This window comes from Shinella sp. Sh6, from assembly GCF_055392685.1.
On record NZ_AP044007.1, the window covers coordinates 349,070 to 375,858 of the forward strand.

Annotated in this window: 29 protein-coding genes; 7 read left to right on the plus strand and 22 right to left on the minus strand. The window is 66.3% G+C overall.

What is annotated here, in order from left to right:
* Positions 1–34 precede the first annotated feature (34 nt).
* Entirely contained in the window at positions 35–736 is a 702-nt protein-coding gene (locus ACZ5TO_RS23830) for a DUF72 domain-containing protein (RefSeq protein ID WP_464801118.1), read from the plus strand.
* Here the strand turns inward: ACZ5TO_RS23830 and ACZ5TO_RS23835 are convergent.
* Positions 727–1,503 carry an SDR family oxidoreductase gene (locus ACZ5TO_RS23835; RefSeq protein WP_464801119.1) on the minus strand — a complete coding sequence of 259 codons (777 nt, stop codon included), beginning with the start codon at positions 1,501–1,503 and terminating at the stop codon, positions 727–729. The genes ACZ5TO_RS23830 and ACZ5TO_RS23835 overlap by 10 nt on opposite strands.
* 11 nt (positions 1,504–1,514) lie before the next feature.
* Positions 1,515–2,285: a FadR/GntR family transcriptional regulator gene (locus tag ACZ5TO_RS23840; RefSeq protein ID WP_184142803.1), complete on the minus strand. Its 771-nt coding sequence runs from the start codon at positions 2,283–2,285 to the stop codon at positions 1,515–1,517.
* A gap of 186 nt (positions 2,286–2,471) precedes the next feature.
* On the opposite strand from ACZ5TO_RS23840, the gene ACZ5TO_RS23845 reads away from it, so the two are divergent.
* From ACZ5TO_RS23845 to ACZ5TO_RS23860, 4 genes are all read left to right on the plus strand, one after another.
* On the plus strand, positions 2,472–3,455 hold the full coding sequence (locus ACZ5TO_RS23845) for an arabinose ABC transporter substrate-binding protein (RefSeq protein WP_184142806.1): 984 nt from the start codon (positions 2,472–2,474) through the stop codon (positions 3,453–3,455).
* A 64-nt stretch (positions 3,456–3,519) separates the two neighbouring features.
* The gene (gene araG / locus ACZ5TO_RS23850; RefSeq protein ID WP_184142809.1) at positions 3,520–5,064 is read left to right on the plus strand and encodes an L-arabinose ABC transporter ATP-binding protein AraG; all 1,545 of its coding nucleotides are present in this window, start codon (positions 3,520–3,522) and stop codon (positions 5,062–5,064) included.
* Positions 5,061–6,011, plus strand: coding sequence for an L-arabinose ABC transporter permease AraH (gene araH, locus ACZ5TO_RS23855; RefSeq protein WP_464801120.1), 951 nt, complete (start codon positions 5,061–5,063; stop codon positions 6,009–6,011). Before araG ends, araH begins: the two co-directional genes overlap by 4 nt.
* 4 nt (positions 6,012–6,015) lie before the next feature.
* Positions 6,016–6,909, plus strand: coding sequence for an aldose 1-epimerase (locus tag ACZ5TO_RS23860; RefSeq protein ID WP_464801121.1), 894 nt, complete (start codon positions 6,016–6,018; stop codon positions 6,907–6,909).
* Here the strand turns inward: ACZ5TO_RS23860 and ACZ5TO_RS23865 are convergent.
* Positions 6,896–7,627 (minus strand): GntR family transcriptional regulator, encoded by a 732-nt coding sequence (locus ACZ5TO_RS23865; protein ID WP_464801122.1) that lies wholly within the window; start codon positions 7,625–7,627, stop codon positions 6,896–6,898. The two genes, ACZ5TO_RS23860 and ACZ5TO_RS23865, sit on opposite strands and share 14 nt — an antisense overlap.
* A gap of 192 nt (positions 7,628–7,819) precedes the next feature.
* Here ACZ5TO_RS23865 and ACZ5TO_RS23870 point away from each other — a divergent pair, with 192 nt between their 5' ends.
* Both ACZ5TO_RS23870 and ACZ5TO_RS23875 read left to right on the plus strand, forming a co-directional pair.
* A complete protein-coding gene (locus ACZ5TO_RS23870; RefSeq protein ID WP_464801123.1) occupies positions 7,820–8,833 on the plus strand; it encodes an SIS domain-containing protein in 1,014 nt (337 codons plus the stop codon).
* 81 nt (positions 8,834–8,914) lie between these two features.
* Positions 8,915–9,727: a PfkB family carbohydrate kinase gene (locus ACZ5TO_RS23875; RefSeq protein WP_464801124.1), complete on the plus strand. Its 813-nt coding sequence runs from the start codon at positions 8,915–8,917 to the stop codon at positions 9,725–9,727.
* Positions 9,728–9,733: 6 nt separating this feature from the next.
* Here the strand turns inward: ACZ5TO_RS23875 and ACZ5TO_RS23880 are convergent, their stop codons facing one another.
* The 19 genes from ACZ5TO_RS23880 to ACZ5TO_RS23970 form a co-directional block, all read right to left on the minus strand.
* Positions 9,734–10,618 carry a DMT family transporter gene (locus tag ACZ5TO_RS23880; protein WP_464801125.1) on the minus strand — a complete coding sequence of 295 codons (885 nt, stop codon included), beginning with the start codon at positions 10,616–10,618 and terminating at the stop codon, positions 9,734–9,736.
* Positions 10,608–11,579, minus strand: coding sequence for an amino acid ABC transporter permease (locus ACZ5TO_RS23885; RefSeq protein ID WP_184142825.1), 972 nt, complete (start codon positions 11,577–11,579; stop codon positions 10,608–10,610). Before ACZ5TO_RS23885 ends, ACZ5TO_RS23880 begins: the two co-directional genes overlap by 11 nt.
* 19 nt (positions 11,580–11,598) lie before the next feature.
* Positions 11,599–12,879: an NAD(P)/FAD-dependent oxidoreductase gene (locus tag ACZ5TO_RS23890; protein WP_464801126.1), complete on the minus strand. Its 1,281-nt coding sequence runs from the start codon at positions 12,877–12,879 to the stop codon at positions 11,599–11,601.
* 61 nt (positions 12,880–12,940) lie between these two features.
* Positions 12,941–13,768, minus strand: a complete 828-nt coding sequence (locus tag ACZ5TO_RS23895) for a transporter substrate-binding domain-containing protein (protein WP_184142831.1) — start codon at positions 13,766–13,768, stop codon at positions 12,941–12,943.
* A gap of 171 nt (positions 13,769–13,939) precedes the next feature.
* Positions 13,940–14,191 carry a hypothetical protein gene (locus ACZ5TO_RS23900; protein ID WP_464801127.1) on the minus strand — a complete coding sequence of 84 codons (252 nt, stop codon included), beginning with the start codon at positions 14,189–14,191 and terminating at the stop codon, positions 13,940–13,942.
* A 59-nt stretch (positions 14,192–14,250) separates the two neighbouring features.
* Positions 14,251–14,502, minus strand: a complete 252-nt coding sequence (locus ACZ5TO_RS23905; RefSeq protein ID WP_184142837.1) for a hypothetical protein — start codon at positions 14,500–14,502, stop codon at positions 14,251–14,253.
* 42 nt (positions 14,503–14,544) lie between these two features.
* Complete coding sequence (locus ACZ5TO_RS23910; RefSeq protein WP_184142839.1) at positions 14,545–14,796, minus strand: glycine zipper domain-containing protein; 252 nt, start codon at positions 14,794–14,796, stop codon at positions 14,545–14,547.
* Positions 14,797–14,911: 115 nt separating this feature from the next.
* Entirely contained in the window at positions 14,912–15,706 is a 795-nt protein-coding gene (locus ACZ5TO_RS23915; protein ID WP_184142842.1) for a transporter substrate-binding domain-containing protein, read from the minus strand.
* 60 nt (positions 15,707–15,766) lie between these two features.
* Positions 15,767–16,495, minus strand: coding sequence for an amino acid ABC transporter ATP-binding protein (locus ACZ5TO_RS23920; protein ID WP_184142845.1), 729 nt, complete (start codon positions 16,493–16,495; stop codon positions 15,767–15,769).
* Positions 16,479–17,132, minus strand: coding sequence for an amino acid ABC transporter permease (locus ACZ5TO_RS23925; RefSeq protein WP_464801128.1), 654 nt, complete (start codon positions 17,130–17,132; stop codon positions 16,479–16,481). The genes ACZ5TO_RS23920 and ACZ5TO_RS23925 overlap by 17 nt, the downstream gene beginning before the upstream one ends.
* Before the next feature lie 8 nt (positions 17,133–17,140).
* Entirely contained in the window at positions 17,141–17,824 is a 684-nt protein-coding gene (locus tag ACZ5TO_RS23930) for an amino acid ABC transporter permease (RefSeq protein WP_184142851.1), read from the minus strand.
* Positions 17,825–17,857: 33 nt separating this feature from the next.
* Positions 17,858–18,613, minus strand: coding sequence for a 2-dehydro-3-deoxy-D-gluconate 5-dehydrogenase KduD (gene kduD, locus ACZ5TO_RS23935; RefSeq protein ID WP_464801129.1), 756 nt, complete (start codon positions 18,611–18,613; stop codon positions 17,858–17,860).
* Positions 18,614–18,617: 4 nt separating this feature from the next.
* A complete protein-coding gene (kduI, locus tag ACZ5TO_RS23940) occupies positions 18,618–19,454 on the minus strand; it encodes a 5-dehydro-4-deoxy-D-glucuronate isomerase (RefSeq protein ID WP_464801130.1) in 837 nt (278 codons plus the stop codon).
* On the minus strand, positions 19,451–20,221 hold the full coding sequence (locus ACZ5TO_RS23945) for a GntR family transcriptional regulator (protein ID WP_464801131.1): 771 nt from the start codon (positions 20,219–20,221) through the stop codon (positions 19,451–19,453). The genes kduI and ACZ5TO_RS23945 overlap by 4 nt, the downstream gene beginning before the upstream one ends.
* A gap of 248 nt (positions 20,222–20,469) precedes the next feature.
* Positions 20,470–20,688 (minus strand): hypothetical protein, encoded by a 219-nt coding sequence (locus ACZ5TO_RS23950; RefSeq protein WP_464801132.1) that lies wholly within the window; start codon positions 20,686–20,688, stop codon positions 20,470–20,472.
* A 136-nt stretch (positions 20,689–20,824) separates the two neighbouring features.
* Entirely contained in the window at positions 20,825–22,489 is a 1,665-nt protein-coding gene (locus ACZ5TO_RS23955; RefSeq protein ID WP_464801133.1) for a GNAT family N-acetyltransferase, read from the minus strand.
* A gap of 113 nt (positions 22,490–22,602) precedes the next feature.
* Positions 22,603–23,094 carry a hypothetical protein gene (locus ACZ5TO_RS23960; RefSeq protein WP_184142869.1) on the minus strand — a complete coding sequence of 164 codons (492 nt, stop codon included), beginning with the start codon at positions 23,092–23,094 and terminating at the stop codon, positions 22,603–22,605.
* Between the two features lie 20 nt (positions 23,095–23,114).
* A complete protein-coding gene (locus tag ACZ5TO_RS23965) occupies positions 23,115–24,464 on the minus strand; it encodes an HlyD family type I secretion periplasmic adaptor subunit (protein WP_184142872.1) in 1,350 nt (449 codons plus the stop codon).
* 1 nt (position 24,465) lies between these two features.
* The gene (locus tag ACZ5TO_RS23970; protein WP_464801134.1) at positions 24,466–26,775 is read right to left on the minus strand and encodes a type I secretion system permease/ATPase; all 2,310 of its coding nucleotides are present in this window, start codon (positions 26,773–26,775) and stop codon (positions 24,466–24,468) included.
* Positions 26,776–26,789: the final 14 nt, after the last annotated feature.

Here is a 26,789-nt window from a genome sequence, read left to right on the forward strand (position 1 = left end):
TGTTCAGTTGTCCGAACGGCAGGGAGGGATGGAATTGCCGATCATCGCAACGGCCGCCTGGTCTATCCCGAAGGCGGTCGCGCACCGCTTTCCCGAGGAGGGCACGGTTCTCAGCCGGTATGCGGCGGTCTTCAGAGGCGTGGAGATCAACTCCACATTCTATCGCCACCACAGGCCTTCCACCTATGCCCGCTGGGCCGGGTCCGTGCCGGACGATTTCCGCTTTGCCGTGAAGATACCGAGGGAGATCACCCACGGCCGGAGGCTGCGGGACATCGGCGCACCGTTCCAGCACTTCATCGGGGAGATTTCCCCGCTCGGCGAAAAGACCGGCCCTCTGCTGTGCCAGTTGCCGCCCTCGCTCGCCTTCCATGCCGAGGAGGCGGAGCGGGCGTTCGCGGCGATGCGGCAGGCCCATGCCGGCCCGCTCGCCGTCGAGGTCCGCCACAGGAGCTGGGCATCGGAGCCGGCGCTGACGCTGCTGCGCCGCTACAGGCTGGACCGGGTGCTTGCGAGCCCCGCCCCCGTCTGGCAAGCGGACGATTTTTCCGAGCCGCCGCGATATGTGCGCCTGCACGGCACGCCGCAGATGTACTATTCCAGCTACGGCGACGGGGAGATCGCCGCCTTCGCGCGGCTGCTTGCCGACGATGGCTGGTGCGTCTTCGACAACACGGCCTCCGGCGCCGCCGGCGAAAACGCGCTGGCGATGCTGGAGCTTTGCGGTCAGGGGTGATGCAGCACGCTCATGCCGCCGTCGACCGTCAGGCAGGTGGCATTCATGAAGGGGCATTCGTCCGAGACCATGAAGAGCGCGGCCCTGGCGATCTCCTCCGGCGCCGCGATGCGCCCGCCGGGATGCAGCTTCATCGTCGCCGCTTCCGCGGCGGCCGGATCGGGGAAGCCGTTCCAGTAGTCGACGACCTTCTGCGTGCGCACATAGCCGGGCGCCAGCGCATTCACCCGCACGCCCCTGCCGGCATATTCGAGGCCCAGCGCCTTGGTCATGCCGAGCAGCGCATGCTTGGCGACGGGATAGGGAAAGGTGTGCGGGATGATGGTGAAGGCGTGGGTCGAGGCGATGTTGAGGATGACGCCGCCGCCCTCCTCCAGGAACCCCGGCAGGACGGCCCTGCTGCAATTCCACGCGCCCTTGAGATTGATGTCGAAGCAGCGCTGCCAGTCGGCATCCGAAAGGTCGAGCGGTTCGGAAAAGACGTTGACCCCGGCATTGTTGACGAGGGCGTTCGGCCGGCCGATCCCACGCGTTGCGGCGGCGACGGCCTTCTCGATGGCCGCGGCATCGGTGATATCGGCCGCGGCGTGACCGACCCTGCCGCCCGCCGCGCGCAGCCGTTCCGCTTCGCGCGCGAGGAGATCGCCGTCGCGGTCGATCAGGAAAAGGCGTGCGCCTTCGGCAAGGAAGACCTCGGCGATGGTGAGGCCGATCCCCTGCGCCGCGCCGGTCACGATCACCCGCTTGCCGTCCAGACGTCCAGCCATCCCGTTTCTCCTCAGCGCTCGGCAGGTGCCGGGTGGTTGCGGACGGCGATCGCGATGTCGCGGGCGGCGATATCCAGCATGCGGTGCGAGCATTCGCGCGCCGCCGCCCTGTCGCGCATGCGCAGCGCCTCGACGAGCCGCCGGTGGATCTCCACCGCCTCGTCGCGCGCATCCGCCGCCTCGTTCGAGGCGTGCAGCGAGAATTCCAGCGCGGCCTGGATGATGCTCGCAAGCTGCATGAAGACCTGGTTGTGGCTGGCCTTCAGCAGGCCGGCATGGAAGGCGACGTCCGCCTTCGTGAAGGCTTCGAGGTCCCCTTCGGCATCACGCATCGCCTGCCAGGCCCGCTCGATCTCGGCCACTTCCTGCACCGTGGCGCGCTCGGCGGCGAATTCCGCGGCGAAGGGCTCGATGGCGCGGCGCGCATCGAGCACGCAGGTCAGAAGATCGAGCTCGAAGATGCGCGGGCCGATCCATTCCAGCACCTGCTGGTCGAGGATGTTCCATTCCTCCTTCGGGCAGACCACCGTGCCGACGCGCGAGCGCCCGCGCACCAGTCCCTTGGATTCGAGGATCTTCAGCGATTCCCGGATGACGGTGCGGCTGACGCCGTAGCGCAGGCACAGTTCCGCCTCCGTCGGCAGGAAGGCGCCGATCGGGAAGACGTCGGCACAGATGTCGGTGGCGATCGCCCGTGTCACGTTCTTCTGCACGCGGGGGCGGCGCACGCTCCCCTCGCCTTCGGGCGCATTCGAGCGCCCACTCTGTTCCTGCACGGTCATTCTCCACCCCGTTCCGTCTGCGATGCATACCGCGTTTCCTTCGCGATGGCGACGACCGGATCCGCATCATTCCGACATGACTGTCATACATTGATAGACAATTCATCATACAAAGGCAATTGACGAATATGATGAAAGCCACTACACCCAAGGGACTGCTGGCGCAGTTAATTTGGGAGAGAGACAATGGGCTTTATCAAGACAGCCATTCTGGCTGGCACCGTCGCCGTCATCGCCGCAACCTCCGCCTTCGCTGCCGACGTGAAGATCGGCTTCATCGTGAAGCAGCCGGAAGAGCCGTGGTTCCAGGACGAATGGAAATTCGCCGACGTCGCCGCCAAGGAGAAGGGCTTCACCCTGGTCAAGATCGGCGCCGAGGACGGCGAGAAGGTCCAGTCGGCCATCGACAATCTCGGCGCACAGGGCGCGCAGGGCTTCATCATCTGCACGCCCGACGTGAAGCTCGGCCCCGGCATCGTCGCCAAGGCCGCCGCCAACGACCTCAAGCTGATGACCGTCGACGACCGCCTGGTCAACGCCGACGGCAGCCCGATCGAGGACGTGCCGCACATGGGCATCTCGGCCACCAAGATCGGCGAGGCCGTCGGCCAGTCGATCGTCGACGAGATCAAGAAGCGCGGCTGGGACATGAAGGACGTCGGCGCGATCCGCGTCTCCTACGACCAGCTTCCGACCGCCGTCGACCGCGTCGAAGGCGCGCTCTCGGTGCTGAAGGCCGCCGGCTTCCCGGAAGCCAACATCTTCGACGCCCCGCAGGCCAAGACCGACACGGAAGCGGCCCTCAACGCCGCGACGGTCGTTCTCAACAAGAATGCCGGCATCAAGAAGTGGGTGGCCGTCGGCCTCAATGACGAAGCCGTGCTCGGCGCCGTGCGCGCCAGCGAAAGCGTCGGCATTCCCGCCGACAGCATGATCGGCGTCGGCATCGGCGGCGCGGACTCGGCCATCAACGAGTTCAAGAAGCCCGCGCCGACCGGCTTCTTCGGCACCGTGATCATCTCGCCGAAGCGCCATGGCTACGAGACCGCGCTCAACATGTACGAGTGGATCGCCAACGGCAAGGAGCCGGAAAAGCTGACGCTCACCGCCGGCCAGATCGCGCTGCGCGACAACTACGAGCAGGTTCGCAAGGACCTCGGCATCGAATAATCATCGTCTCGGGATGATTTCATCCCGGCGGCACCAGCCGCCGGGCCTCCTTGCGGAGCCGACCATGCAGGACTTTCTCGAATTCAGGGCGATATCCAAGGGATATCCCGGCGTGCAGGCGCTCGCCGACGTTTCCTTCTCCGTGAAGAAGGGGGCCGTGCACGGCCTGATGGGCGAAAACGGCGCGGGCAAGTCGACCCTCATCCGCGTGCTTTCCGGCGACCAGTCCGCCGATACCGGCGACATCCTCATCGACGGCAAGCCGCAGCGCTACCGTTCCGTGCGCGATGCCTTCGAGGCCGGCGTCATCGTCATCCACCAGGAACTCCAGCTCGTGCCCGAGCTGACCGTCGCCGAGAACCTCTGGCTCGGCCGCTTCCCCGGCAAGGCCGGCGTCATCGACCGCACGCGCCTGACCGGCGTGGTCAAGGAGAAGCTCGCGGAGATCGGCATCGCCATCGACCCCGCCGCCAAGGTCGCCTCGCTTTCCATCGGCGAGCGCCAGATGGTGGAGATCGCCAAGGCCGTGATGGCCGATGCGCGCGTCATCGCGCTCGACGAGCCGACCTCCTCGCTCTCCTCGCGCGAGAGCGAAATCCTCTTCGCGCTGATCGACCGCCTGCGCGCGCAGGGCAAGGTCATCCTCTACGTCTCGCACCGGCTCGACGAGATTTTCCGCCTGTGCGACAGCCTCACCGTATTGCGCGACGGCAAGCTGGCCGCCCACCATCCTGATATATCCGAGGTGACGCGCGACCAGATCATCGCCGAAATGGTCGGCCGCGAGATTTCCAACATCTGGGGTTTTCGCCCGCGCGAGCGCGGCGCGGTCCGGCTGGAGGTCAGGGACCTTGCCGGGCGCAAGCTGCGCACGCCGATCAGCTTCTCCGTCCGCCAGGGCGAGATCCTCGGCTTCTTCGGCCTCATCGGCGCCGGCCGCAGCGAGATGGCCCGCCTCGTCTACGGCGCGGACAGCCGGTCGCAGGGCACCGTCAGCGTCGACGGCAAGGCCGTCACGCCGGACAGCCCGCCGCAATCGATCCGCTCCGGCATCGTGCTCTGCCCGGAGGACCGCAAGTCCGACGGCATCGTGCAGGGCCGCAACATCGAGGAGAACATGGCGATCTCCTCGCGACGGCATTTCTCCCCCTTCGGCCTTCTCCAGCCGAAGAAGGAGGCCGAGCTTGCCGAACGCTTCATCGCGAAGCTGCGCGTGCGCACGCCCTCGCGCAAGCAGGACATCGTCAACCTGTCGGGCGGCAACCAGCAGAAGGTGATCCTCGGCCGCTGGCTATCCGAGCAGGGCGTCAAGGTGCTCATCATCGACGAGCCGACGCGCGGCATCGATGTCGGCGCCAAGTCGGAAATCTACGAGATCCTCTATGAACTCGCCGGCCAGGGCATGGCCATCGTCGTCATCTCCAGCGAGCTGCCGGAGGTGATGGGCATCACCGACCGCATCATGGTCATGTGCGAGGGCAAGGTCGCGGCAAATATCGAGCGGGCCGATTTCGACGAGCGCCGCATCCTCGCCGCCGCCCTTCCCGATGTGGCTCCCGATGGGGCCAATGCCAGCGAACTTCCCAACCAGCAGGTCCAGTCCCGATGACGTCCTTGAAAAAACTCCTCCTCGGCGAGCAGGGCCTCGTCGTCATCTTCGCCGTCGCCTTCGCCATCGTGGCGCTCACGGTCCCGAACTTCCTGACCGAGCGCAACATGCTGGGCCTGCTGCAGTCGGTCGTCACCATCGGTATCGTCGCCTGCACCATGATGTTCTGCCTCGCTTCGCGCGACTTCGACCTTTCGGTCGGCTCGACGGTCGCCTTTTCCGGCATGATCGCCGTCATGGCCTCGAACGCCTCGGGCTCGATCGTCGTCGGGCTTGTCGCCGCGCTCCTGTGCGGCGGCGCCGTCGGCTTCGTCAACGGCCTCGTCATCGCCCGCTTCCGCATCAATGCGCTCATCACGACGCTCGCCACCATGCAGATCGTGCGCGGCTTCGCGCTGATCGCCTCGGACGGGCGCGCCGTCGGCATCAACGATCCCGGCTTCTACCAGCTCGCCCTCTCCAAGTTCCTCGGCATCCCGACGCCGATCTGGGTCATGGCGATCTTCTTCATCGTCTTTGGCTTCGTGCTGAACCGCACCGTCTTCGGCAAGAACACGCTGGCGATCGGCGGCAATCCGGAGGCCTCGCGCCTTGCCGGCGTCGACGTCTCCAGCATGCGCATCTGGATCTTCGCGCTGCAGGGCCTCGTCTGCGCCGTCGCCGGGGTTCTGCTCGCCTCGCGCATCACCTCCGGCCAGCCGAACGCCGCCACCGGCCTCGAGCTCTCGGTCATCTCGGCCTGCGTGCTCGGCGGCGTGTCGCTTGCCGGCGGCCGCGCGGCCATGACGGGCGTCATCGTCGGCGTGCTCATCATGGGCATTGCCGAGAACGTCATGAACCTTCTCAACATCCAGGCCTTCTACCAGTATGTCGTGCGCGGCCTGATCCTGCTGCTCGCGGTCCTGCTCGACAACCTGCGCTCGGCCGCCGCCGCCCGGCGCGGCTGACGCCGTGGCGGAGGATGTCGTCCGCCTCGAAAGGAACGGGCTCGCCGTCGATGTGAGCCCGCTCGGCGGCGCTGTCCTCGCCGCGCACTGGCACGGCGTCCCCATCCTTGCGCCGACACCATCGCCGGGCCTTGCCTCGCAGGCCTTCGGCGCGGAAGCCTGCTTTCCGCTCGTTCCCTTCGGCAACCGCATCGAGGGCAACGCCTTCCGCTTTGCCGGCGAAACTTATGCGCTGGCGCCGAACACCGCCGATCCGCTCGTCCTGCACGGCGACGGCTGGCTTCGGCGCTGGTCGATCCTGCGACAAGAACCGCACGGCATCGTCTTCCACTACCGGCACGCGGCGGGCAGCGCCTCCCCTTTCGCCTACGAGGCCACGCAGGCCATCACGCTCGGAGAGGACAGCCTGACGCTGTCGCTCACCGTCGCCAACAGGGCGCCGCAAGCACTGCCATACGGCCTCGGCTTTCATCCCTATTTTCCGCGAACGCCGAAGATGCGGCTCGTCGCCCGGGCAGAGCGCTTCCGGCCGGAACGGGAAAACCACCTGCCGGGCGCTGCCGGCCCGCTGCCGCGGGATCTCGACCTTGCGGCAGGCACGACGCTGCCGGACCGCTGGCTGAACAACGCCTTCGACGGCTGGGACGGGCGCGCGCGGATCGAATGGCCGGAGACCGGCCTTGTCTTATCGCTGGAGGCCGGCGAAGGCCTCCGCCATTTCGTCATCTATTCGCCTTCGGCATCGGACGGGTTCGTCTGCTTCGAGCCGATGAGCCACCGGCCGAACGCCCACCATGACGACGAGGGCGGCGGCCTCGTCGCGCTCGCGCCGGGTGCCGAACTTGCCGGGCGGATGACCTTGCGTTTGACGCAAGCCGGCCGTCCTACTTCCGTGTGAAGCTGAAGGTGAAGTGGCTGCCGCGGTGATAGTCGCGGGCGAAGTTGACCGGCGCGCCGACGGCGTTGAAACAGGTCTCGGTGATCAGCAGCGCGGGACCGAAATTCCTGAGGTCGTGCCGCTCGACGGCATCGTCGGGAAGCATCACGGCCGAGACGTTCGCCGCCGACATGCGCGGGCGGTTGCCGTATCGCTCGAGCAGGTCCATCAGCGACCCGGTCCAGTCCACGTCGTAGAGCCTGCCGGCGACGATGCCGCGCGGCACGTAGTCGATGCAATAGAGGATCGGCTCCTCGTCGTGCAGGCGCAGGCGCTCGATGCGGATGACGCGGTCGGCCGCGCCGAGCCGCAGGCATTCCGCGACATGCCTGTCGGGCGCCTCTTCCGAGATCGACAGGACCTTGTTGACGGTGCGGTAGCCGTACTGCCGCGCCATGTCGGTCACGCTCTCGAAGACGGTGATCGGCCGGTCGACCTGCACGGCGGAAAGCGCGGAGACGAAGCGGCCGCGGCCGTGCTCCACATAGATCACGTCGTCCTGCTCCAGCAGCTTCAGCGCCTCGCGCAGCGCCGGGCGCGAAATGCGGAAGCGCTGGGTGAGCTGCGCCTCGGTCGGCAGCCTGTCGCCCGGCTTCAGCCCCTCTTCCCGGATGAGATCGGCGATCCGGTCCCTGAGCTGGACGGCGAGCGTGCGCGAATCGCGAAGGGGTTCTTCCACCGCCTGCCTCGTTCGATGATTGGTTTCCTCTTCTTGTCTGACGAATCCCGGAGGGTCAAGCGGAAGGCGGGAAAACCCGGAGGACGCAGCCGCCCTCGCCATGCCCCGTCCTATCCGAGCGGGCGCGGCTTGACAGCGCGAAACCATGATGTCAGTTGTCTTACAACTTTAATCCATCCAACGGGGCAGGACATGCTGAATTTTGACGAACAGAGATTCCTTCGCATCCAGTCGGGCGCGGTCGGCCTGCAGAAACGGCTGGAAACGGTGATTGCCTCCTGCCTTGCGGCCGGCGCGGAGAACATCTTCTTCCTCGGCACGGGCGGCGCGGCGATCCTGATGCAGCCGGCAGCGCAGCTCCTCCAGCGCCGCTCGCACTTTCCCGCCTTCATCGACATGCCCGCCGAACTCGTCATCACCGGCTCGGCGCACCTGACGGAAAAGTCGATCGTCGTGATGCCCTCCCTTTCCGGCACGACGAAGGAGAGCGTGGCGCTCCTTGCGAAGCTGAAGGAGACCGGCGCGACCGTCCTCACGCTCGTCGGCCACGCGGAAACGCCGCTCGGCAAGGGCGGCGACCACGTCTTCGTGAACTTCGCCGAGGACGACACGTCCTGCGAATCCTTCTACCTGCAATCCCTCTTCATCGCGCTCGCCGTCATGAAGCACCGCGGCGAGATCGCCAACCACGACGCGATCGTCGCCGAGCTCGCCCGGATGCCGGACCTGCTTCTGGAGGTGAAGCGTGCCTACGAGCCGAAGGCCGAGGCCTTCGCGAAGGTGCTGGCGGGCGCGGATTACCACATCGTCACCGGCGCGGGGAACGTCTGGCCGGAGGCCTTCTACTACGGCATGTGCATCCTGGAAGAGATGCAATGGATCCGCACCCGGCCCGTGCATGCCTCGGACTTCTTCCACGGCACGCTGGAACTGGTGGAAAAGGGCGTCAGCGTCATCCTCTTCAAGGGCGAGGATGCCCTGCGGCCGCTGGCCGACCGCGTCGAGACCTTCGCGCCGACCTATACCGACAGGCTGACCGTGCTCGATACCGCCGAATTCGACCTGCCGGGCATTTCGCCGGAGGTGCGGGCGCTCGTCTCGCCGGTGCTGCTGGCGACCGTGCTCGAGCGCATCAGCGCCCATCTCGAAGTCCTGCGCGACCATCCGCTGACGACGCGCCGCTACTACAAGCGCGTCGCCTACTGAAAACCGCGGCTTGACGCATGCCCCTCCCAGGCCGCGAATGCACCATCCGCATTCGCGGCCTTGCCGCCCATCGAGACCCGCATGAAGACCTTCCGCTTCGCCGCCGTCGGCGACAATTGCATCGACCGCTACCGTCCCCCCGTCTCGCAGGCGCTTGTCGGCGGAAACGCGGTGAACGTCGCGGTGCAGCTTGCGCTTCTCGGGCATGCCGCCTTCTATTTCGGCGCCGTCGGGCCGGACGATGCGGGGCGCCACACACGGCGGCTTCTGGAGGAGAACGGCGTCGACGTCACGCATCTGCGCGAGCGCCCCGGCGTGACCGCCTATACGGACATCGAGACGCTGCCCTCCGGCGACCGGGTCTTCCTCCACGAGGACTTCGGCGTCTGCGCCGGCTACCGCCCCGATGCCGCCGGGATCGCCTTCCTTGCGACCATGGACCATGTGCATATCGGCTGGATGGACGACGGAGGCGCGCTGCGCCGCGCGCTTGCGGGCGCGGGGGTCAGCGTCTCGCAGGACATTTCCGTCAATGCCGACCCGGCCGATCTCGGCACCGAGGGCCTTTCCATCGCCTTCGCCTCGGCGGGCGACGACGATGCGGCCCTGGAGGCCCTGCTGCGACGCCTTGGCGACGACGGCGTGCCGCTCGCCGTCGTCACCCGCGGCGGCAGGGGATCGGTGGCGAGCAACGGCAAGGTGCGCGTCGAGGCAGGCGTAAGGCCTGTAGAGGTCGTCGATACGACCGGGGCGGGCGACAGCTTCATCGCCGGTTTCCTCTCCGCGCATATCGCCGGCCTGCCGCTTTCCGATTGCCTGGCAGCGGGGCGGGACCGGGCCGCGCGCACCTGCACCCATGTCGGCGGATTCCCGCAGGTGCCGCAGCCGCTTTGACGCGGCCTACTTCAGGACGAGCCAGCCCGAGACGATGATGATCGCCGCGCCGGCGAGCGTGTGCATCTCCACCGGCGTTGCAAAGAGGACGAGGCCGTAAAGGCATCCCCAGATGATCTGGCTGTACTGGAACGGCGCGACCACGGAGGCCTCGCCGACGCGGAAGGCCCGCACCAGCAGCGCGTGGCCGCCCAGCATCATCGCCCCGCCGACGGCGCCAAGAAGAAGGTCTGCCGAAGCCGGCATTACCATTCCGCCGGAGGCTGCCGCGACGGAAAGGGCGACCGGCGTCAGCACGACGAGGAGGCTCGCGACGAGCGCCTCGTCCGTCTCCGCCACTTTCGCACGGCGCAGCAGGATGAGCGAAAGGGCGAAGAAGACCGCCGAGCCGAAGGCGGCCGCATGGCCGAGGTTGAGCGGCGCCACGCCGGGCTTCAGCGCCACCACGACGCCGGCGAACCCCACCAGCACGCCCGCCCAGCCGATGGCCGAAAGCCGCTCCCGCAGGAAGACGAAGCCGAGGACGGCAACGAGGATCGGCGTCAGGAAGGCGATGAGATAGGCATCCGCCAGCGGCAGCCGCGCGAAGGCGTAGTGGATCAGCAGCGTGTCGAGCGCAAGCAGCAGCGCCCGCCAGAAGGCGAGCGACGGCTGGCGCGGCACGAGGCGGTGCAGGCGGCCGGTGGAAAGCGCATGGAGCAGCAGCAGGACAAGCGCGGCGGCGGTGACGAGGAACGTCACCTGCGGCGCCGGCATCGCCGCGGTCATGATCTTCACGACGGCATCCGTCGCCGAGAAGATGGAGAAGGCGGCAAGGACGAGCACCGCGCCGCGCCCGTTCGACGGCGTGAAGGGAGCGCCGCCCTCCATTGCGGAGGCATCAGCGGGCATTGAAGCGTCCGAAGCGTTCCTCGATGCGGGACTGGGCATATTCCAGGCAGATCGACAGGATCCAGTAGATCATCGAGGCGGTGATCAGCATCTCGATGTGGCGGAACTCGGTCTGGCCCTGGGTGCGGGCCAGATACATGATCTCCCAGACGCCGACGACCGACACGAGCGAGGAATCCTTCAGCATGGCGATGAACTGGTTGCCGGTCGGCGGGATGATCACCCGCATGGCCTGCGGCAGGATGACGAGCGCCATGGTCTGCGCCGGGCTGAGGCCGAGCGCCGTCGCGCCCTCCGTCTGCCCGCGGTTGATGCTCTGGATGCCGGCGCGGAAAATCTCGGTCATGTAGGCGCCGTAGCAGAGCGACAGCGCCAGGATGCCGGCCGGCACGGCGCTGATCACATAGCCGACCTGCGGCAGGCCGAGATAGATGATGTAGATCTGCATGAGCAGCGGCAGGCCGCGGAAGAGCGAGGTGTAGAAGGTCGCAAGGCCGTAGATGACGCCGTTGCTCGACAGTTTCGCGATGGCGCCGGCGAGCGCGATCACCGTGGCGATGACGATGGAAATGGCGGAGATATAGAGCGTCGTCGTCACGCCCTGCGTGATGAGGAAGCCGATCTTCTTGGCGATGAAGGCGAAGGAGAGATCGAAGGAATAGAAGAACAGCATCAGGAGCACGAACAGCTCGATCCAGACCGCCACGACCTGCTGGCGCCGCGAAAGCTGGCGCAGCGCCTTCCAGTTGGCGGCGAGGATGAGCGCGATCAGCAGCGCGGAGACCAGCCGGCCCGCCGCCGGGTTCTCGCCGAGCCAGCTTGCCGAGGGCGGCAGGAGATGGCCGATCCAGGCCGAGCTGATGCCCATGGAATAGAGCCCCGCCACGACGACGGCGAGAACCATGAGGGCCCCTGCCCGCCGCGAGGCTTCGGGATAGGTGAGTATCAGACGACCGATCATGTTGTTCCGCCCTTCCTTCTTACGCCGCGCGTTCGCGCCACCAGTCCTGCGCCTGGAGCTTCCAATAGGTGAGCTGGGCGACCGCAAGGCCCGCAAGGCCACCGGCCCAGACGAGGCCGAAGGGCTCGTAGAGCCGGTAGCGCTCGCTTGTCCCGAGAATGCCTTCCGCGATGACCTTGCCGCCGATCGCCGTCGTATTGAGGCCGTGGCCGCCGAAGGCGGTGCAATACCAGACGCCGGGGCTCATCCGCCCGATCTGGGGCATGAGGTGGCGGGCATAGGACATGAGCCCCGACCAGGCGAGCTCCGTCCTGAGGCCGGCAAGCTGCGGATAAGTGCCGACCATTTCGGCGCGCAGCTCCTTCACGAGGCCGGCGGTCGAGGCGGCATGGGTGGTGATGCGGCCGCCCCAGAGGATGCGCCGGCCGTCGTCGATCACGCGGTAGTAGTCGCCGGCCCGGCGATTGTCGCCGATGGCGTCCGTCGTGGCGATGGCCGAGGCGATCAGCTCCGGAGCCTCCTCGCTGACCATGACATAGGTGGCGATGGGCAGGAAGGCGCGCTTCAGCCGGCCGTTGAGCGGGCCGGTATAGCCGCCCGTCGTGAAGAGGACGTCGCGCGCCTTCACCGCGCCGCCGGCCGTCGTCAGCCGTTTTTCCGCGCCCCCGAGATCGGTGGCCGTCACCGGCGACTGCTCGCAGATGCGCCCGCCGAGCCGCTCGATCTCGCGCGCGAGGCCGCGCAGATAGTTGAGCGGGTGCATGTGGAAGGCATCGGGATTGCGCAGCGCCTGGAAATAGCGTTCCGACTTCAGCACCGCGCGGACCGCGTCGCGGTCCATGTATTCGAGCTCGTAGCCGTATTCCCGCTGCACCTCCTGCGCATAGGCCTTGAGGCTTGCGCCGTCGTCGTAGCGCAGCACACTCATGATGCCCGGCACGGGCCTGGCGTCGGCAATGCCGAGCGTGCGGATGTTGTCGCGGACGAAATCCACGCCCTCCACCGAGAGAAGATGAAGCTGGCGCGCCTTCTCCTTGCCGGCGATGCGGGCGATCTCCTCGCCGCCCGTCGCATAGCCGGGGCTGACGAAGCCGCCGTTGCGGCCGGAGGCGCCGAAGCCGACGCTTTCGGCCTCCAGCACCGTGACGCTCCTGCCGGCACGGGCAAGCTGCAGGGCCGCCGAAAGGCCGGCAAGGCCCCCGCCGACGATCGCCACGTCGCATTCCACCGTGCCCGAAAGCGCCGGTCGCGCTGTCTGGTCCGCCATGGTGCGTTTGTAATAGGTATCCGGATAGGCCATGTCGCTCCCCCTCAGGCATGGGGCGCGGGCACGAATGCCCGCGCCGAAAGTTCCGGCAGCCTCAGTCGGCGCTGTAGTCCTTGCCGTACCACTTGGTGGTCAGCGCGGCGAGCGTGCCGTCCTTCTTCATCTCCTCGATGATGCCGCCGACCTTGGCGGTCCATTCGGCATCGCCCTTCTCGGCGATGACGACGAGCGGCTCGCGGAAGGCATATTCGCCCTCGATGACCTTGACCGGGTAGCCGTTCTTGATGGCGTTCATCGCCGTCTGCTCCGGCGCGATGACCGCGTCGAGGCGCACGCCGTTGCCGAGGCGCAGGTCGTCGAAGGGCAGCATGGAATCGGCGAAGGTGCGCACCTCGCCGGGCTCCAGCTTGTATTCGATCGGCGGCAGGCCCGGCGCGTCGATCTCCAGGCGGCGGTTGATGAAGTCCTCCGAGGTCGTCGCCGTCTCGACGCCGATCACCTTGCCGTTGAGGTCGGTGACGGTCTTGGCGTCGCTGTCCTTGTGGACCACGTAGACATAGGGGCTGTAATAGTAGATGCCGACGAAGTCGATGACCTGGGCGCGCGCCTTGGTCGGCGTCACGGAGCCGACGCCGAGGTCGTAGCGCCCCTGCCAGCGGCCGCCCGTCAGCGTCGCCCAGTCCGGCGTCTCGAAGCTGACCTCGACGCCGAGGCGCTTGGCGATCTCGCGCGAGACGTCGATGTCGAAGCCGACCATCTCGTTGTTGTCGTCGAGATAGCTCTGGGGCGGCCAGCCGCTGTTGGTGGCGACGACCATCGCCTTCTTTTCCATCACACGGTCCAGCGTCTGGCCGGCATGGGCCGAGACGGCGGCAGCGACGAAAGCGGCCCCTACGGCCAATCGCATGAAGAGCTTTTTCATGTGTCCTCCTTGTGATCCGTCAGGCTGGATCCCCATTTATGTAAGTTGTCTGACAACCATATGTCTCAATACCCCTCGACCGGAGTCAAGGGGCTTGCCCGTCGTCTTCATGAAAGATTCAGATTATCGCATGCCCACGCGCAATGACCTTGCGGCGCGCCGGCGCTTTGCCTACCGGCTTGCGAGCGTGAAGAGGAGGAGAAGGGCGGCGGCACCCGCCATGCGCTGCCAGAGCGGCATCGCCCGCCCGCGGCGAGCCCTTGCGCGAAGGCGGCCCCGCAATGCCGCAAGGTCCGCGCGCAGAGCCGCAAGGTCGCGGCGCGCGCGGTTTTCGGCCGAGCGGGTCTCCATGTCCTCGATCTCCTCGAGATGTTCCCGCCACTGCGCATCGCTTTCGAAACCGTGCCTGCGGATGTCCGTCATGGTCGACCTTTCGGGCAAGCAACGCCCCCGGGCGCTGGGCGAACCGGGGGCGGTGGGGATCAGTTGTCCTCGTCGCGGACCTTCTTTGCCTCTTCGGCATCTGTCCGGCCGGCGGGGATGGACGTGGTCGTCACGGAAACCGGGTCAGAGCCCGGAAAGGTTTCCTTGAGGCCCTCGTTGAGGGCGTCTTTCGGCGGCCGTTTCTTCTGTTCCTGCTTGAGGGATTCGACCGCCGGGGAAGAACGATGGCTTTCCAAGTCATTTCTCCTTCGTTGCCGGATTTCAACGGAAGAGCGGCCGTTTTGTTCCACCGCATGCTCCCTGCGAAGACCATGCGGTGGACATCACGGAATTCAGCAGCGGTCGATGTAACGGCGGCCGTAGCGGTCGCGATAGTAGCACTGGCCGGGCTGGTCTTCGACGCTGCCGATCAACGCGCCGGCGACACCGCCAACGGCTGCGCCGACCGCGGCGCCGCGGACATTGCCGGTCGCAACCCCGCCGACGACGGCGCCCGTCGCCGCACCGACCCCGGCGCCCCGTTCCGTTGCGGTACAGGCGGCAAGCGACATGCCGATGCAGGCAATAAGGATCATCTTCTTCATCGTAGCCTCCGTGTTTCAACGAGCGGATAACCCGCAGAAGCCCGGTAAGTTCCGACGAAGCGGGACCTTGACGCAAAACGCCGGGGCATCCGCCCCGGCGTTTTCCTCTCCGCGCTTAGCGCGAGGTCAGGTCGTCGGGCAGTTCGGCATTGTGGAACTCGCGATAGATGTCGCGCAGCACCTTGTTGTCGAAATTGGTCTTGACCCACTTGTCGAGCCATTCCTTCAGCGCCGTCTCGCCCTTCGGGATGCCGATGCCGAGAACGGTTTCCTTCTGGATGAACTTCGTCTCCAGCGGGTTGCTCGCCATCTTCTTGTTGATGCCGTTGATGACCGCCGACTGGCTGGAGAGGATGTTCACCTGGCCGGAAACGACGGCCGTGATCAGCGTCGCATCGTCCTCGAAGCGGACGATATCGGCGCCCGGCGCATTGGCCGTGATGTCCTGGTCGTTGGTCGTGGCGCGCGTCACGGCGATGCGCTTGCCGGCAAGGTCGGCATAGTCCTTGATCGCAACGTCCGCCGGGGCGGCGACGACGAGCGCCAGCGTCGCATAGGGAACCGAATAGTCGATCGCCTTCTTGCGCTCGTCGGTGATGCCGAGCGAGGAGACGACCATGTCGGCCTTGCCCGTCTGGACCGAGGGAACGCGGGCGGCATTGGTGATTTCCACCAGTTCCAGCTCAACGCCGAGGTCCTTGGCGATCAGCTTCGCGGTCTCGACGTCCGAGCCGGTCGGCTTCAGGTTCTCGTCCACGAAGGAATATTCCGGAATGCCCATCGCCACGGCGATGCGCACCTTGCCGGCCTTCTTGATGTTGTCCAGCACATCGGCATTGGCGACCGATGCGAAGGCCAGAAGGCTTGCGCCGGCCAGGACGGCCAGCTTCGAGATCATTTTCGTCGGCATGTGAGTCTCCTCTCTCGTTGATCCGACCCTGCGCGAAAGCGCAGGTCCTCCTCCTTGAATTCAAAGCTCCTCGGCCATGAACTCCTTCAGTTCCGGCGTCTGCGGGTTGGAGAGGATGTCTGCCCCTCCCGTCTCCCAGACCTTGCCGGTATGCATGTAGATGACGCGGTTGGCGGCCCGCTTGGCGAAGCCCATCTCGTGGGTGACGACGATCATCGTCATGCCGCCGCGGGCAAGGTCCTCCATCACGCGCAGCACCTCTCCCGTCAGCTTCGGGTCGAGCGCGGACGTCACCTCGTCGAACAGCATCACCTTGGGCTGCATGGCGAGCGAGCGGGCGATGGCCACGCGCTGCTGCTGGCCGCCGGAAAGCTGCTCGGGATAGCTGTCGATCTTCTCCGAAAGGCCGACCTTGGCGAGCACGGGCTTGGCGACCTCGTAGGCCTCGTCCTTGCGCATGCCCTTCACGCGGCGCAGCGCCAGCATGATGTTCTGCGCCACCGTCATGTGCGGGAAGAGGTTGTAGCTCTGGAACACCATGCCGATATCGCGGCGCAGCGCCCGCACGTCGAGCTTCGGGTCCTCGACGCGGTGGCCGCACACCTCGATGGAGCCGCCCTGGATCGTCTCGAGCTGGTTGATGCAGCGCAGCGCCGTCGACTTGCCCGAGCCCGACTGGCCGATGAGCGCGACGACCTCGCCGGAATTGATCTCGAAGGACACGCCCTTCAGCACTTCCAGCTCGCCGAAGCGCTTGACGACATTGGTGAGTTTAACGGCGACCGACATTGAGTTTCCTCTCGAGCGAACGGCTCCATGCCGACAGCGGGTAGCAGACGCAGAAGTAGAAGAAGGCTGCGACGCCGAAGACCAGGAAGGGCTGGAACAGCGAGTTGTTGATGACCTGGGCCGCGCGCGTCAGCTCCAGGAAGCCGACGACGGAGGCGAGCGAGGTGTTCTTGACGAGTTGCACCAGGAAGCCGACCGTCGGGGGCGTCGCGATCTTCAGCGCCTGGGGCAGGATGACGTCCTGCAGGGCCTGCCAGCGCGTCAGGCCGAGGCATTCGGCCGCCTCGAACTGCGTCTTGGCGATGGACCCCACGGCCCCGCGCCAGATCTCGCCGAGATAGGAGCTGGTATAGACCATCATGCCGAGGCCGGCGGCGGCGAGCGGCGGCACCGAGATGCCGAAGACGCCGAGGCCGAAATAGAGGATGAACATCTGGATCAGCAGCGGCGTACCCTGCACGATCTGGATATAGACGAGCGCCACGCGCCGCAGCCAGCGGAAGCGCGAGATGCGGGCGAGCATCACGAAGAAGCCGGCAACGCCCCCGAGGATGAACGCGAGCGCGGACAGGACGACCGTCCACAGGAGGCCGTCGAGCAGGTAGATCAGGTGGTTGGTGGAAAAGGCTCCGAACATCCTGGCCCTCACACGCCGAGCCCGAGCCGGCGACGGCGCGGGAATGCGATGAGGCCGAGCCCGAAGAAGGCGGCGCGCATCAGGTAGGTGATCGCGATATAGAGCAGCGCGACGACGAAATAGGTCTCCAGCGAGCGGAAGGTGTTCGACTGGATGTTGTTGGCGACGCCCGTCAGCTCCTCCGCGGAGATCTGCGAGCAGATCGAGGTCGCCAGCATCATCAGGATGAACTGGCTGGAGAGCGAGGGATAGACCCGCTCTATGGCCGGCAGCATGATGATGTCGCGGTAGATCTGGAACTTCGAGAGGCCGAGCGCCTGGGCCGCCTCGATCTGGCTCGGATGGATGGAGTCCATGCCGGCGCGCACGATCTCGGCCGTATAGGCGCCCACGTTGATGACCATCGCGAAGACCGAGGCCGCGATGATCGGCATGCGGATGCCGACCGACGACAGGCCGAAGAAGATGAAGAAGATCTGCACGATGAAGGGCGTGTTGCGGACGGCCTCGATATAGACGCCGACGACCGCGCGCAGAACGGCGACCTGGGAGCGGCGGGCAATCGCGCAGGCGATGCCGATCCCCAGGCCGATGATCACCGAGAACACGGTGATCTCGATGGTGGTCAGCGCGCCCGACAGGAAGCTCTGCCAATAGGGCAGGAGCGCCCCGAAATCGAACTGATAGTGCATTTCCTCCTCCAATGCGTGCGGATCACGCTGCGGCTAGCGGGCGAGCCAGCCCCCATCCACCGGGATGACCGTTCCGTGGACGTAGTCGGACGCGGCCGACGCCAGAAAGACGGCCGCTCCTCCAAGCTCGGCCGGCGTCCCCCAACGCCCGGCCGGTATGCGCGCGAGGATCGCCGCGCTGCGGTCCGGGTCCTCCCGCAGGGCCGTCGTGTTGTTCGTCGAGAAATAGCCCGGCGCGATGGCGTTGACGTTGACGCCCCTGCCCGCCCATTCGCAGGCGAGCAGCTTGGTGATGCCGGCAAGGCCGCTCTTGGAGGCCGTGTAGGACGGGATGCGGATGCCGCCCTGGAAGGACAGGAGCGAGGCGATGTTGACGATCTTGCCGCTGCCCTGTTCGAGCATGTGGCGGCCCGCCGCCTGCGACAGGAAGAACGCCGTCTTCAGGTTGGTGTCGATGACGGCGTCCCAATCCTCTTCCGTGAAGTCGACGGCATCGGCCCGCCGGATGATGCCCGCATTGTTGACAAGGATATCGAGGCGGCCGAAGGCAGACAGCGTCTCGGCGACGATGGCCTTGACGGGTTCGATGGTCGAAAGGTCGGCCTTGATGGCGTGAAGGCGGCTGCCCGCCTTTGAGACCAGGGCCTCGGTTTCCTCCATCGAGGAACGGCCGACGGCGGCAATCGACGCGCCCGCCTCGGCAAGCGCCACGGCGATCGCCTGGCCGATGCCGGTATTGGCGCCGGTGACGATGGCGGCGCGGCCGGAAAGATCGAAGGGATTGGCCATCGTCCTACCTCAGGTCCGCGATCGCGATATGGTCCATGTCGGTGAAGCTCTTGTTGTCACCGCCCATCGCCCAGATGAAGCTGTAGTTCTTCGTGCCGGCGCCCGAATGGATCGACCAGGGCGGCGAAATGATCGCCTGCTCGTTGGCGACCAGCATATGGCGCGTCTCCTGCGGCTCGCCCATGAAATGGAAGACGCGCTGGTCGGCATCGAGGTCGAAATAGAGATAGGCTTCCATGCGCCGGTCGTGCGTGTGGGCGGGCATGGTGTTCCAGACGCTGCCCTCCTCGATCATCGTGAAGCCCATGGTGAGCTGGCAGGACTGGCAGACCTCGGGATGGATGAACTGGTAGATCGAGCGCTTGTTGGCGGTTGCCGCTTCACCCGGCGTCAGGTGACGCGCCTTGTCGCGGGTGAGCAGCACCGTCGGATGGGCCTGATGGGCCGGCGTGGAGACGAGATAGAACTTGGCCGGCGCGGCGGCGTCGACGCTTTCAAAGCGGACATCGCCTGCGCCCTTGCCGACATAGAGGCAATCGTATTTCGCAAGCGCGTGGCGCGTTCCGCCGACGACGACATGGCCGGCCCCGCCGACGTTCAGGACGCCCAGTTCGCGCTCGGCCAGGAAGCTGTCCTGGCCGATCTCCTTCGGCGCGCCGAGGGCGAGCGCCTCGCCGAGCGGCGTCGCGCCGCCGACGGCCATGCGGTCGTAATGGGAATAGGTGAGCCGGATCTCGCCGGCGGCAAACACCGTCTCGATCAGGAAGTGCCGGCGCAGCGTCTGCGTATCGTAACCGCGGACCGCTTCGGGATGGGAGGCGTGACGCACCTCGATCTTCATGGGTTCTTCTCCTTCTGTTCGGCGGATGCCACGGGAGATTTCGCATCCTCGATGAAATAGTTCGGGTCCCAGATCTCGGCCGTCTCGACCTCGCCGAGCAGCTTGCCGAGATGGAAGCCCATGGCGGCCATGGCGCCCGCCTTGTCGCCGGCCTTCATGCAGTCGATCACGGCCGAATGCTCCTCGATGACGCGGGCAAGACGCCCCTCCTGCGGCAGGGTGAGGAGGCGGTAGCGGTCCGAGTGGACCTTGACCTGCTGGATGAGGGCCCAGATGCCCGGGAAGCCGGCGATATCGCTGATCAGCTTGTGGAAATCGTTGTCGAGCACATGGAAGGCGGCGACGTCGTCGTCCCGCACGCAGGCGCCGAGATCGGCAAGGTTGCGCTCCAGCGCACGAAGTCCCGCCGGCGTCATCTTCTCGACGGCGATGGAAACGGTCGTGTCCTCCAGCGCCTTGCGCACCAGGATCGCCTCGTAGAGGGCATGGCGCGGGATGCGCGAGACGAAGGTGCCCGACTGCGGGAAGACGTCGACGAGGCCTTCGTCGGAAAGCCGCAGCATCGCCTCGCGGATCGGTGTCCGGCTGACGCCGAACTCGGCCTCCAGTTCCTTCTCGTTCAGGAGGTCCATCGGCTTGCGGCGGAGCGAGATGATGTCGTCGCGCAGCGCATTGTAGACGAGCGTCGCCGCACGCGGGGCCGCCGCGCGCTGATGGGAGATCGGCGTGACGCCGGCAAGCGAACGCTTCCTGCGGGCCTGGGTCACGACAAGACCCTCCCCGCCCGCACAACGATATGACGCCCGTTCCTGCCCACCGATCAGCACCTCCGTTTGATCGACAGAAGTAGTATATTAGTATCCAACTAAGCGCAACAGCCTTCGAAAGAAAATTGGAGAAGACCGTCGAAAACGCGATTCCGCGCGCTATCGGATCGTGCCTTTCCCATTGAAAAAGCTCGGCAATTATCGACAGGGATTTTGGCGGGAAGAAGAGACGGCCGCAGCCTTCTGCTTTATGCCGGCAGGTTTTCCGTCAGGCGGAATTCCGGGCTCCAACCAAGTTCCGCGACGACCTTGGCCGTCGCGACCGCGTCGTTCGGCTCGACGATGTTGAAGGCACCCGGCCGGCCGCGGTCGACCGCGAGGAACGCGGCATAGGCGGCCGCATCCACATGGAGCGGCAGTGCGGCGGGAGGCGCCGCAAAGCCGGTGCCCGGCCCGCAGCCCTTCACCGAGGCGTCGCCCCTTTACACCGGCGCCATCGAGCAGGACATCGTGAGCGGCCTGTCGACCGGGGAGGAGACGACCATCCGGCGCTGGCTGGCCCGCGTCGCTTCCCCCGAAAGGCAGGAATGAGGGACGCGGCCGTCAGTTGAGGAAGGCGGCGCCGGTCTTGCGCCGGGTCATCATGAGGAACGCCTGCACATCGATACCGGCGGCCGGGGCGGGTGGCGGATTGATGAGGATGCCGCGGTTCGGCCGCCTTGCCACCGGCAGGCGGTTGAGGGCCCGCCGCGCCTTCTCCACATAATCCGTCCGCGTCCCGGCGGAGGCGCCGTGTTCGACGAGCTGGGACCAGGCCTGCCTTGCCGCATCGCGCTCGCCGAGCACCAGCGAGGCGACGCCGAGCTTGTAGAGCGCCTCGCCCTTGTACGGCTCGAGGCGAAGCACGTCGCGCAGGGCCTCGATCGCCCGCGGATAGGCGGAGCGGGCAAGGCACACGTCGGCAAGGCGCATCAGCACGGGCCTCGGGTCCGGCGTGCGCGGCAGGAGCGCGCGGAAGGCCTCCTCGGCCGCGGCCAGGTTGCCGCGCAGGACCTGGAGATTGGCAAGGCCGAATTCCGCGCCGAGATGGTCGGGAGCCGCCTCCACCACCTGGCGGAAGGCGCGCTCGGCATCGACCCGCTTGCCGCGGCGGTTGAAATCGAGTGCCTGCCGGTAGACGAAATCGATGCTGTTCGGATTGAGCTTGCCGCCGAGGTTCTTGCCGTCGCGGGTCTTGAATTCGACGCAGCTTATCCGGTGCTCCTCGACGCCGAACATGTATTTGTAGGGCTCGTTGCCGCGCAGGAAATCGTAGAGGCGGAAGCCGTCCGCAATCGCCCGGCGGATGCAGTAGCCGTGAAGGATCAGCCCCGGCGACGGCGTGGTCCAGGTCTCGTCGCGCCCGGTGATGTAGAAGCGGATCGCCTTCTTGCCGGCGTCGACGATATTGGCGAGCGCGGCCAGCGGCCGCTCGCCGTGCCAGAGCACCGGCACGTCGAGATCGCCCTCCTCGAAGCAATCCATGAGCATCTGCCGCGTGCTGCGGATCAGCTCTTCCGTCCTTTCCGCCCCCTTGACCGGCGACCAGCGGGTCCGCCAGAAATCGAAGAGGATGATGAGGTCGCGATCGATGGTCGCGGCATCGGCATGGGTGATGCGGAATTCGTCGCCCCCTTCCACCTTGCGCAGGAACCGGCGCAGCTTCTGCCGAGTCTGGCTGCTCATGTGCCGTTCCAGATAGGCGTTCCAGCTCTCCGGAAGATGGATCTGCGGGCAGATCGTGGCGTCGATCTTCTGCTCGTTGAGCGGGGTTCTCCTGCGGAACATCACCCGCGGGCCCTCCAGGGCGCGGATCATCGCCTCGCGCCGCTCCGGCGGGCCGTTGAAATAATCGAGCTTGATTTCCTTCCAGACCTGCTGCCTGAGGACCTTGCAGAAGCCGGCCACGGCATAGCGCTCGTACTCCGGAAGGCACAGGAAGCCGGTATAGTCGGCGGCATAATTGCCGGCCATGACGATCTCGTCGAAGAACAGACCGTCCTTGTCCTGCCGGGTCTGGAGGCGGAGCGGAAAGAAGGCGACGAAGGGGGCGCCCGGATCCTTCTCCTTCAGGGCGAGGATGAACCATCGCTTCTTGCGGGCAAGGAAACGCCGGAGCCAGCCATGGGAGAGGAAATGCTGCGCATGGGGATCGGCCGCAAACACCGCCTCCCAGTTGTCCTTCAAAGCGACGAAGGCCCCCATCGTCTCGATGCATTTGACCTGCATGACACCCACCCACCCCATCGACCGACCTCGCCCCATAGTAGAGGCTTTCGGGGGGCGCCGACATGGACCGAAGGGGTCATCGGCCCCATCAAATAGGGCTAATCCGGCGCGGCTTAGAGGGCATCCTTCAGGAAGGGGCTCGCATGGATGAAGGCCCACAGCGCCTTGCTGATGTCGGCGATCTCGGAAATACCCTTTTCGAGCTGGCGCAACTCCCGCTGGTCCATCTGCTCGACCTTGCCGTAGAGGATCGACTGCTCCGTCTCGACGAGACGCATCAACTGGGTGCTTGCGATATCGCCCTTCTCGTCGAAGGCGTAGATGCTGTGGTTGTACTTGTTGCGGACCTTGCTGACCCGCTTCAGCCGGCCCATGGCGGCGAGGATGAAATCGCGGTCGGCCGGCGCCGTCGTGCCGCGCTTGGCGAGGCGCTCGACGAGGTCGATGCGCGCCCGCGTCGTGTTCAGCGTGAGGAAGATCACGACGGCGGTTTCCTTGTCGACGCCGAGCTGGTGCGCGATCACGTAGATCAGCAGGCTCTCGGTGTTCGTCCAGACATAGTTGAGCCTGCCCACCTGAAGGAGAACATCAGGCATGTTGCCCATGGCCACCTCCCGACCAACGGTCACCGCTCCTTGAACGCCCGCGACATGCTATCGGCGATCGGCTTGGTGATATACTGGAAAAACGTGCGCTCCGATGTCTGGATCAGCACGTCGGCGGGCATGCCCGGCACCGGATGGAAGCCGGTCACGCGCTTGATCTCCGTTTCGGGCACGCGCACGCGCACGATATAGACGTCCTTGGGCGAGGTCACGGGACCTTCCTCGACGGAATCGGCCGAGACATAGATCACCTTTCCCTCCAGCACCGGTGTCGTGCGGCTGTTCAGCGCCGAAAGGCGGACGGTCGCCTTCTCGCCCTGATGAATCTGGTCGATGGAGGTGCGCAGCACCTGCGCCTCGATGATCAGGGGAACGCCGGCCGGCAGGATTTCCATGATCGGCTTGCCGGTCGTGATGACGCCGCCGGCCGTGTGGTAGTAGGAGCGCACCACCGTGCCGGTGACGGGCGAGCGGATGACCGTGCGATCCAGCACCTCGGATGCCTCGCGCATCTGCTCGCGCACGCCGTCGAGGTCGGATTCGGCCGTCTCCAGCGCGTCGAGCGCCGATTGCTTGAGCGTGTTGACGGCGATGACGGCCTCCTGCTTGTAGCGGTCGATCTGCGCGTCGCTCTCGTTCACCTCGCCCTGGATGCGCGAGATGTCGCCCATGGCGTCGGCGATGGCCCGCTCGACGGCGAGGTAGTCCGTCCGCTTCATGTAGCCGATCTTCGCCAGCTTCTCCTTGGAATCGCGCTCCTCCGACAGGAGCGCGACCTGGCGCTCCAGCGCCGCCATCTGGCCGCGATAACCCTTGGAGCGGTATTCCAGCGAGCGGATGTTCTTCTCGATCAGGTTCAACTGCTCTTCCAGCTTGACCTTGCGGCTGTTGAAGATGACGTGCTGGCTCTCGGCGATGGCGACGACATCGGGGTCGCTGGCTTCCTTACGCACGAGCTCGGGCAGCTCGAAGACCTTTTTCCCGAGCGCCTCGGCCCGCAGCCGCGCGACGACGGCCTCGAGGCGCAGCCAGCGCAGCTTCAGGGCGCGCTCGTTGGAAAGCGCGGCCGTATCGTCGAGCGTCACGAGCATGTCGCCCACGCGGACCTTGTCGCCCTCGTTGACGTGCAGCTCCTTGATGATGCCGCCTTCGAGATGCTGGATGATCTTGTTGTTGCCGGTCGCCACGAAGCTGCCGGAGGTGATGATCGCCGAGGCGAGCGGCGCGGTGCCGGCCCACACGCCGAACCCGCCGAACGTCACCCCGATCGCGGTGAGGCCGACGAGCACATGCGAGCGGATCGACCGCGGCACGTCGGCATACCAGTCGGACTGGTCGTGGATCGCCGGTACTTTCCTGTCCTTCGCCATCTCACTTGCCCTCGATGGTGGGGTTGCCCTGGCCGTTCGTGGCCCGCGTCAGCGCTTCCAGCACCTTCACGCGCTCCCCGAACATCGCGACCGTGCCTTCCTTGAGGACGAGGATCTTGTCGACGACCTGCAGCAGGGAAGGCCGCTGGGTGATGGTGACGGTGGTGATGCCCGCCCGCTTGGCGTGCTGCAGCGCGCGCGCGAGGGCGGCCTCGCCGGGAGGATCGAGGTTGGAATTCGGCTCGTCCAGCACGACGAATTTCGGATTGCCGAAGAAGGCGCGGGCGAGCGCGATGCGCTGCTTCTGGCCCCCGGAGAGCGGCGAGCCGTCGGCCGTCACGATGGTCTCGTAGCCCTGGGGGAAGCTTGCGATCAGTTCGTGCACGTCGGCCAGCATCGCGGCCTCGAAGATCGTGCGATCCTCCACGTCGTCGCGCATGCGGGCGATGTTGGCCTTGATCGTTCCGGGGAAGAGCTGCACGTCCTGCGGCAGGTAGCCGATGCTCTCGCCGAACTGCCGCTGGTCCCAGTTGCGCAGGTCCATGAGGTCGAGGCGCACGGAGCCGGAGGTCGGCATGATCGAGCCGACGAGCATCTTGCCGAGCGTCGTCTTGCCGGAGCCGGAATTGCCGATCACGGCAAGCGATTCCCCCTTCTTCAGCGAGAAGGAGAGGCCGTTGAGGATGACGCGCTTCTGCGGCGGCGGGACGAACAGGATGCGCTCGACATCGAGCCGGCCTTCCGGCTGCGGCAGGCGCAGGCGGGCGAAGTTCAGCGGCGAGGAGAGGAGGAGCTGCTTGATGCGGCCATAGGAGGCGCGCGACTTGTTGAACTGGTTCCAGCCCTCGATCGCCCCTTCGATCGGCGCCAGCGCGCGGCCCGAGATGATGGAGGCGGCGATCACCATGCCGCCGGTGAGCTGCCCGGTCAGGGCAAGATGGGCGCCCCAGCCGAGAAGGGTGATCTGCGTGAGCATGCGGCACGCCTTGGAGCAGCCCGTGAAGACGATGTTGCGGTCCTGCGCCCTGACATGCGCCTTCAGCGAACCCGCCGTGTCGTGCCCCCACATCTTCACCGCTTCCGGGATCATCGCCAGCGCGTTGATGATCTGCGAGTTGCGCGACATGGAATCGAGCTGGAGATTGGCCCGGCTGAGAAACCCGGTCGCCTCCGCATAGTGCCGCGCCGTGAACCTCTGGTTCAGGAAGGCGATGAAGAACAGCACCGAGCAGCAGGTCATGATGATGATGCCGAGATGCGGATGAACGAGGTAGACCACCAGCACGAAGAACGGCATCAGCGGCGCATCCAGGAAGGCGATCAGCGTGCCCGAGGTCAGGAAGCTGCGAAGCTGCTGGAGGTCCTGCAGCGTCTGGTAGTCCTTGCCGCTGCCGTGCAGCGAAGCGCGCGCGGCCGCACTGAGGACGGGCGCGCCGAGCTGCACCTCCAGCTCGACCGCCGTGCGCATGAGGATGAAGCGCCGGATGCTGTCGGCGAAAGCCTGCAGCAGGACGGCCCCGACGACGACGACCGTCAGCATGATCAGCGTGTCCATGGACCTGCTGGTGAGGACGCGGTCGGAAATCTGGAAGAGATAGAGGGGAATGGCGAGAAGCAGGACGTTGATCGCCACCGTGAACACCATGACGATCGAAAGGTTGTGGCGGACGACCGCCATGGCCCTGGCAAGGCTCGCGGCGAAATTGACCGGACCGCTGCGCTTGTGGAACGCCGCGCCGTCGCCGCCTCCACCGCCGCCCCCTCCGCCATTGCCGGAGGAGATCCCGCCATCGCCGCCGCCACCGCCCTGGGGCCGCCGTTCCGCTGCGCGAACCGGGCCGGTATCGCCCTCGATCGTGCGGCCGAACGGCTGGACGGGCGTTGCCTTCTCCACTTCGGCCTCGCGCAGCCGCGCCTGCGGTTCGGCCTTCTCCTGCACGCTTTCCTCCGCGGCGGCCTGCCCTTTCTCCGCCTTGCGCCTCGATGCCGGCTTTTGCCGGGGAGCGGGGAGCGGCCGCGCGGATTTTTCGGCCATGCGCCTGTTGGCGGCGTCCAGCTCCTCCCGCCGCAGGGAAACCGGCTTTTCCGCCGGGGGCTCCCGAACGTCCGATACGGCGGCCGGCTCCGAGCCGTCCTCCGCCATCTTCGTCAGCGCCGCGACGGCTTCGTCTATCGCCGCGATGCACAGTTCGGTGACCCTGTTCTCGCTCTCGGGATCGGCCTCGGAATGGCGCTTGCCCTTCCTGCCGATATCGACCGAAAGCGACGTATGGACGCCGAGCCGGCGGGTATTCTGCGGAATGAAGTTCATGGGTCCCCTCCCCA

Bases quoted from the DNA above. Each gene is read 5' to 3' on its own strand.
- ACZ5TO_RS23835 (WP_464801119.1), bottom strand. From the start codon at position 1,503: ATGGCTGGACGTCTGGACGGCAAGCGGGTGATCGTGACCGGCGCGGCG.
- ACZ5TO_RS23840 (WP_184142803.1), bottom strand. From the start codon at position 2,285: ATGACCGTGCAGGAACAGAGTGGGCGCTCGAATGCGCCCGAAGGCGAG.
- ACZ5TO_RS23845 (WP_184142806.1), top strand. From the start codon at position 2,472: ATGGGCTTTATCAAGACAGCCATTCTGGCTGGCACCGTCGCCGTCATC.
- araG (WP_184142809.1), top strand. From the start codon at position 3,520: ATGCAGGACTTTCTCGAATTCAGGGCGATATCCAAGGGATATCCCGGC.
- araH (WP_464801120.1), top strand. From the start codon at position 5,061: ATGACGTCCTTGAAAAAACTCCTCCTCGGCGAGCAGGGCCTCGTCGTC.
- ACZ5TO_RS23870 (WP_464801123.1), top strand. From the start codon at position 7,820: ATGCTGAATTTTGACGAACAGAGATTCCTTCGCATCCAGTCGGGCGCG.
- ACZ5TO_RS23875 (WP_464801124.1), top strand. From the start codon at position 8,915: ATGAAGACCTTCCGCTTCGCCGCCGTCGGCGACAATTGCATCGACCGC.
- ACZ5TO_RS23880 (WP_464801125.1), bottom strand. From the start codon at position 10,618: ATGCCCGCTGATGCCTCCGCAATGGAGGGCGGCGCTCCCTTCACGCCG.
- ACZ5TO_RS23885 (WP_184142825.1), bottom strand. From the start codon at position 11,579: ATGATCGGTCGTCTGATACTCACCTATCCCGAAGCCTCGCGGCGGGCA.
- ACZ5TO_RS23890 (WP_464801126.1), bottom strand. From the start codon at position 12,879: ATGGCCTATCCGGATACCTATTACAAACGCACCATGGCGGACCAGACA.
- ACZ5TO_RS23895 (WP_184142831.1), bottom strand. From the start codon at position 13,768: ATGAAAAAGCTCTTCATGCGATTGGCCGTAGGGGCCGCTTTCGTCGCT.
- ACZ5TO_RS23900 (WP_464801127.1), bottom strand. From the start codon at position 14,191: ATGACGGACATCCGCAGGCACGGTTTCGAAAGCGATGCGCAGTGGCGG.
- ACZ5TO_RS23910 (WP_184142839.1), bottom strand. From the start codon at position 14,796: ATGAAGAAGATGATCCTTATTGCCTGCATCGGCATGTCGCTTGCCGCC.
- ACZ5TO_RS23915 (WP_184142842.1), bottom strand. From the start codon at position 15,706: ATGCCGACGAAAATGATCTCGAAGCTGGCCGTCCTGGCCGGCGCAAGC.
- ACZ5TO_RS23920 (WP_184142845.1), bottom strand. From the start codon at position 16,495: ATGTCGGTCGCCGTTAAACTCACCAATGTCGTCAAGCGCTTCGGCGAG.
- ACZ5TO_RS23925 (WP_464801128.1), bottom strand. From the start codon at position 17,132: ATGTTCGGAGCCTTTTCCACCAACCACCTGATCTACCTGCTCGACGGC.
- ACZ5TO_RS23930 (WP_184142851.1), bottom strand. From the start codon at position 17,824: ATGCACTATCAGTTCGATTTCGGGGCGCTCCTGCCCTATTGGCAGAGC.
- kduD (WP_464801129.1), bottom strand. From the start codon at position 18,613: ATGGCCAATCCCTTCGATCTTTCCGGCCGCGCCGCCATCGTCACCGGC.
- kduI (WP_464801130.1), bottom strand. From the start codon at position 19,454: ATGAAGATCGAGGTGCGTCACGCCTCCCATCCCGAAGCGGTCCGCGGT.
- ACZ5TO_RS23955 (WP_464801133.1), bottom strand. From the start codon at position 22,489: ATGCAGGTCAAATGCATCGAGACGATGGGGGCCTTCGTCGCTTTGAAG.
- ACZ5TO_RS23960 (WP_184142869.1), bottom strand. From the start codon at position 23,094: ATGGGCAACATGCCTGATGTTCTCCTTCAGGTGGGCAGGCTCAACTAT.
- ACZ5TO_RS23965 (WP_184142872.1), bottom strand. From the start codon at position 24,464: ATGGCGAAGGACAGGAAAGTACCGGCGATCCACGACCAGTCCGACTGG.
- ACZ5TO_RS23970 (WP_464801134.1), bottom strand. From the start codon at position 26,775: ATGAACTTCATTCCGCAGAATACCCGCCGGCTCGGCGTCCATACGTCG.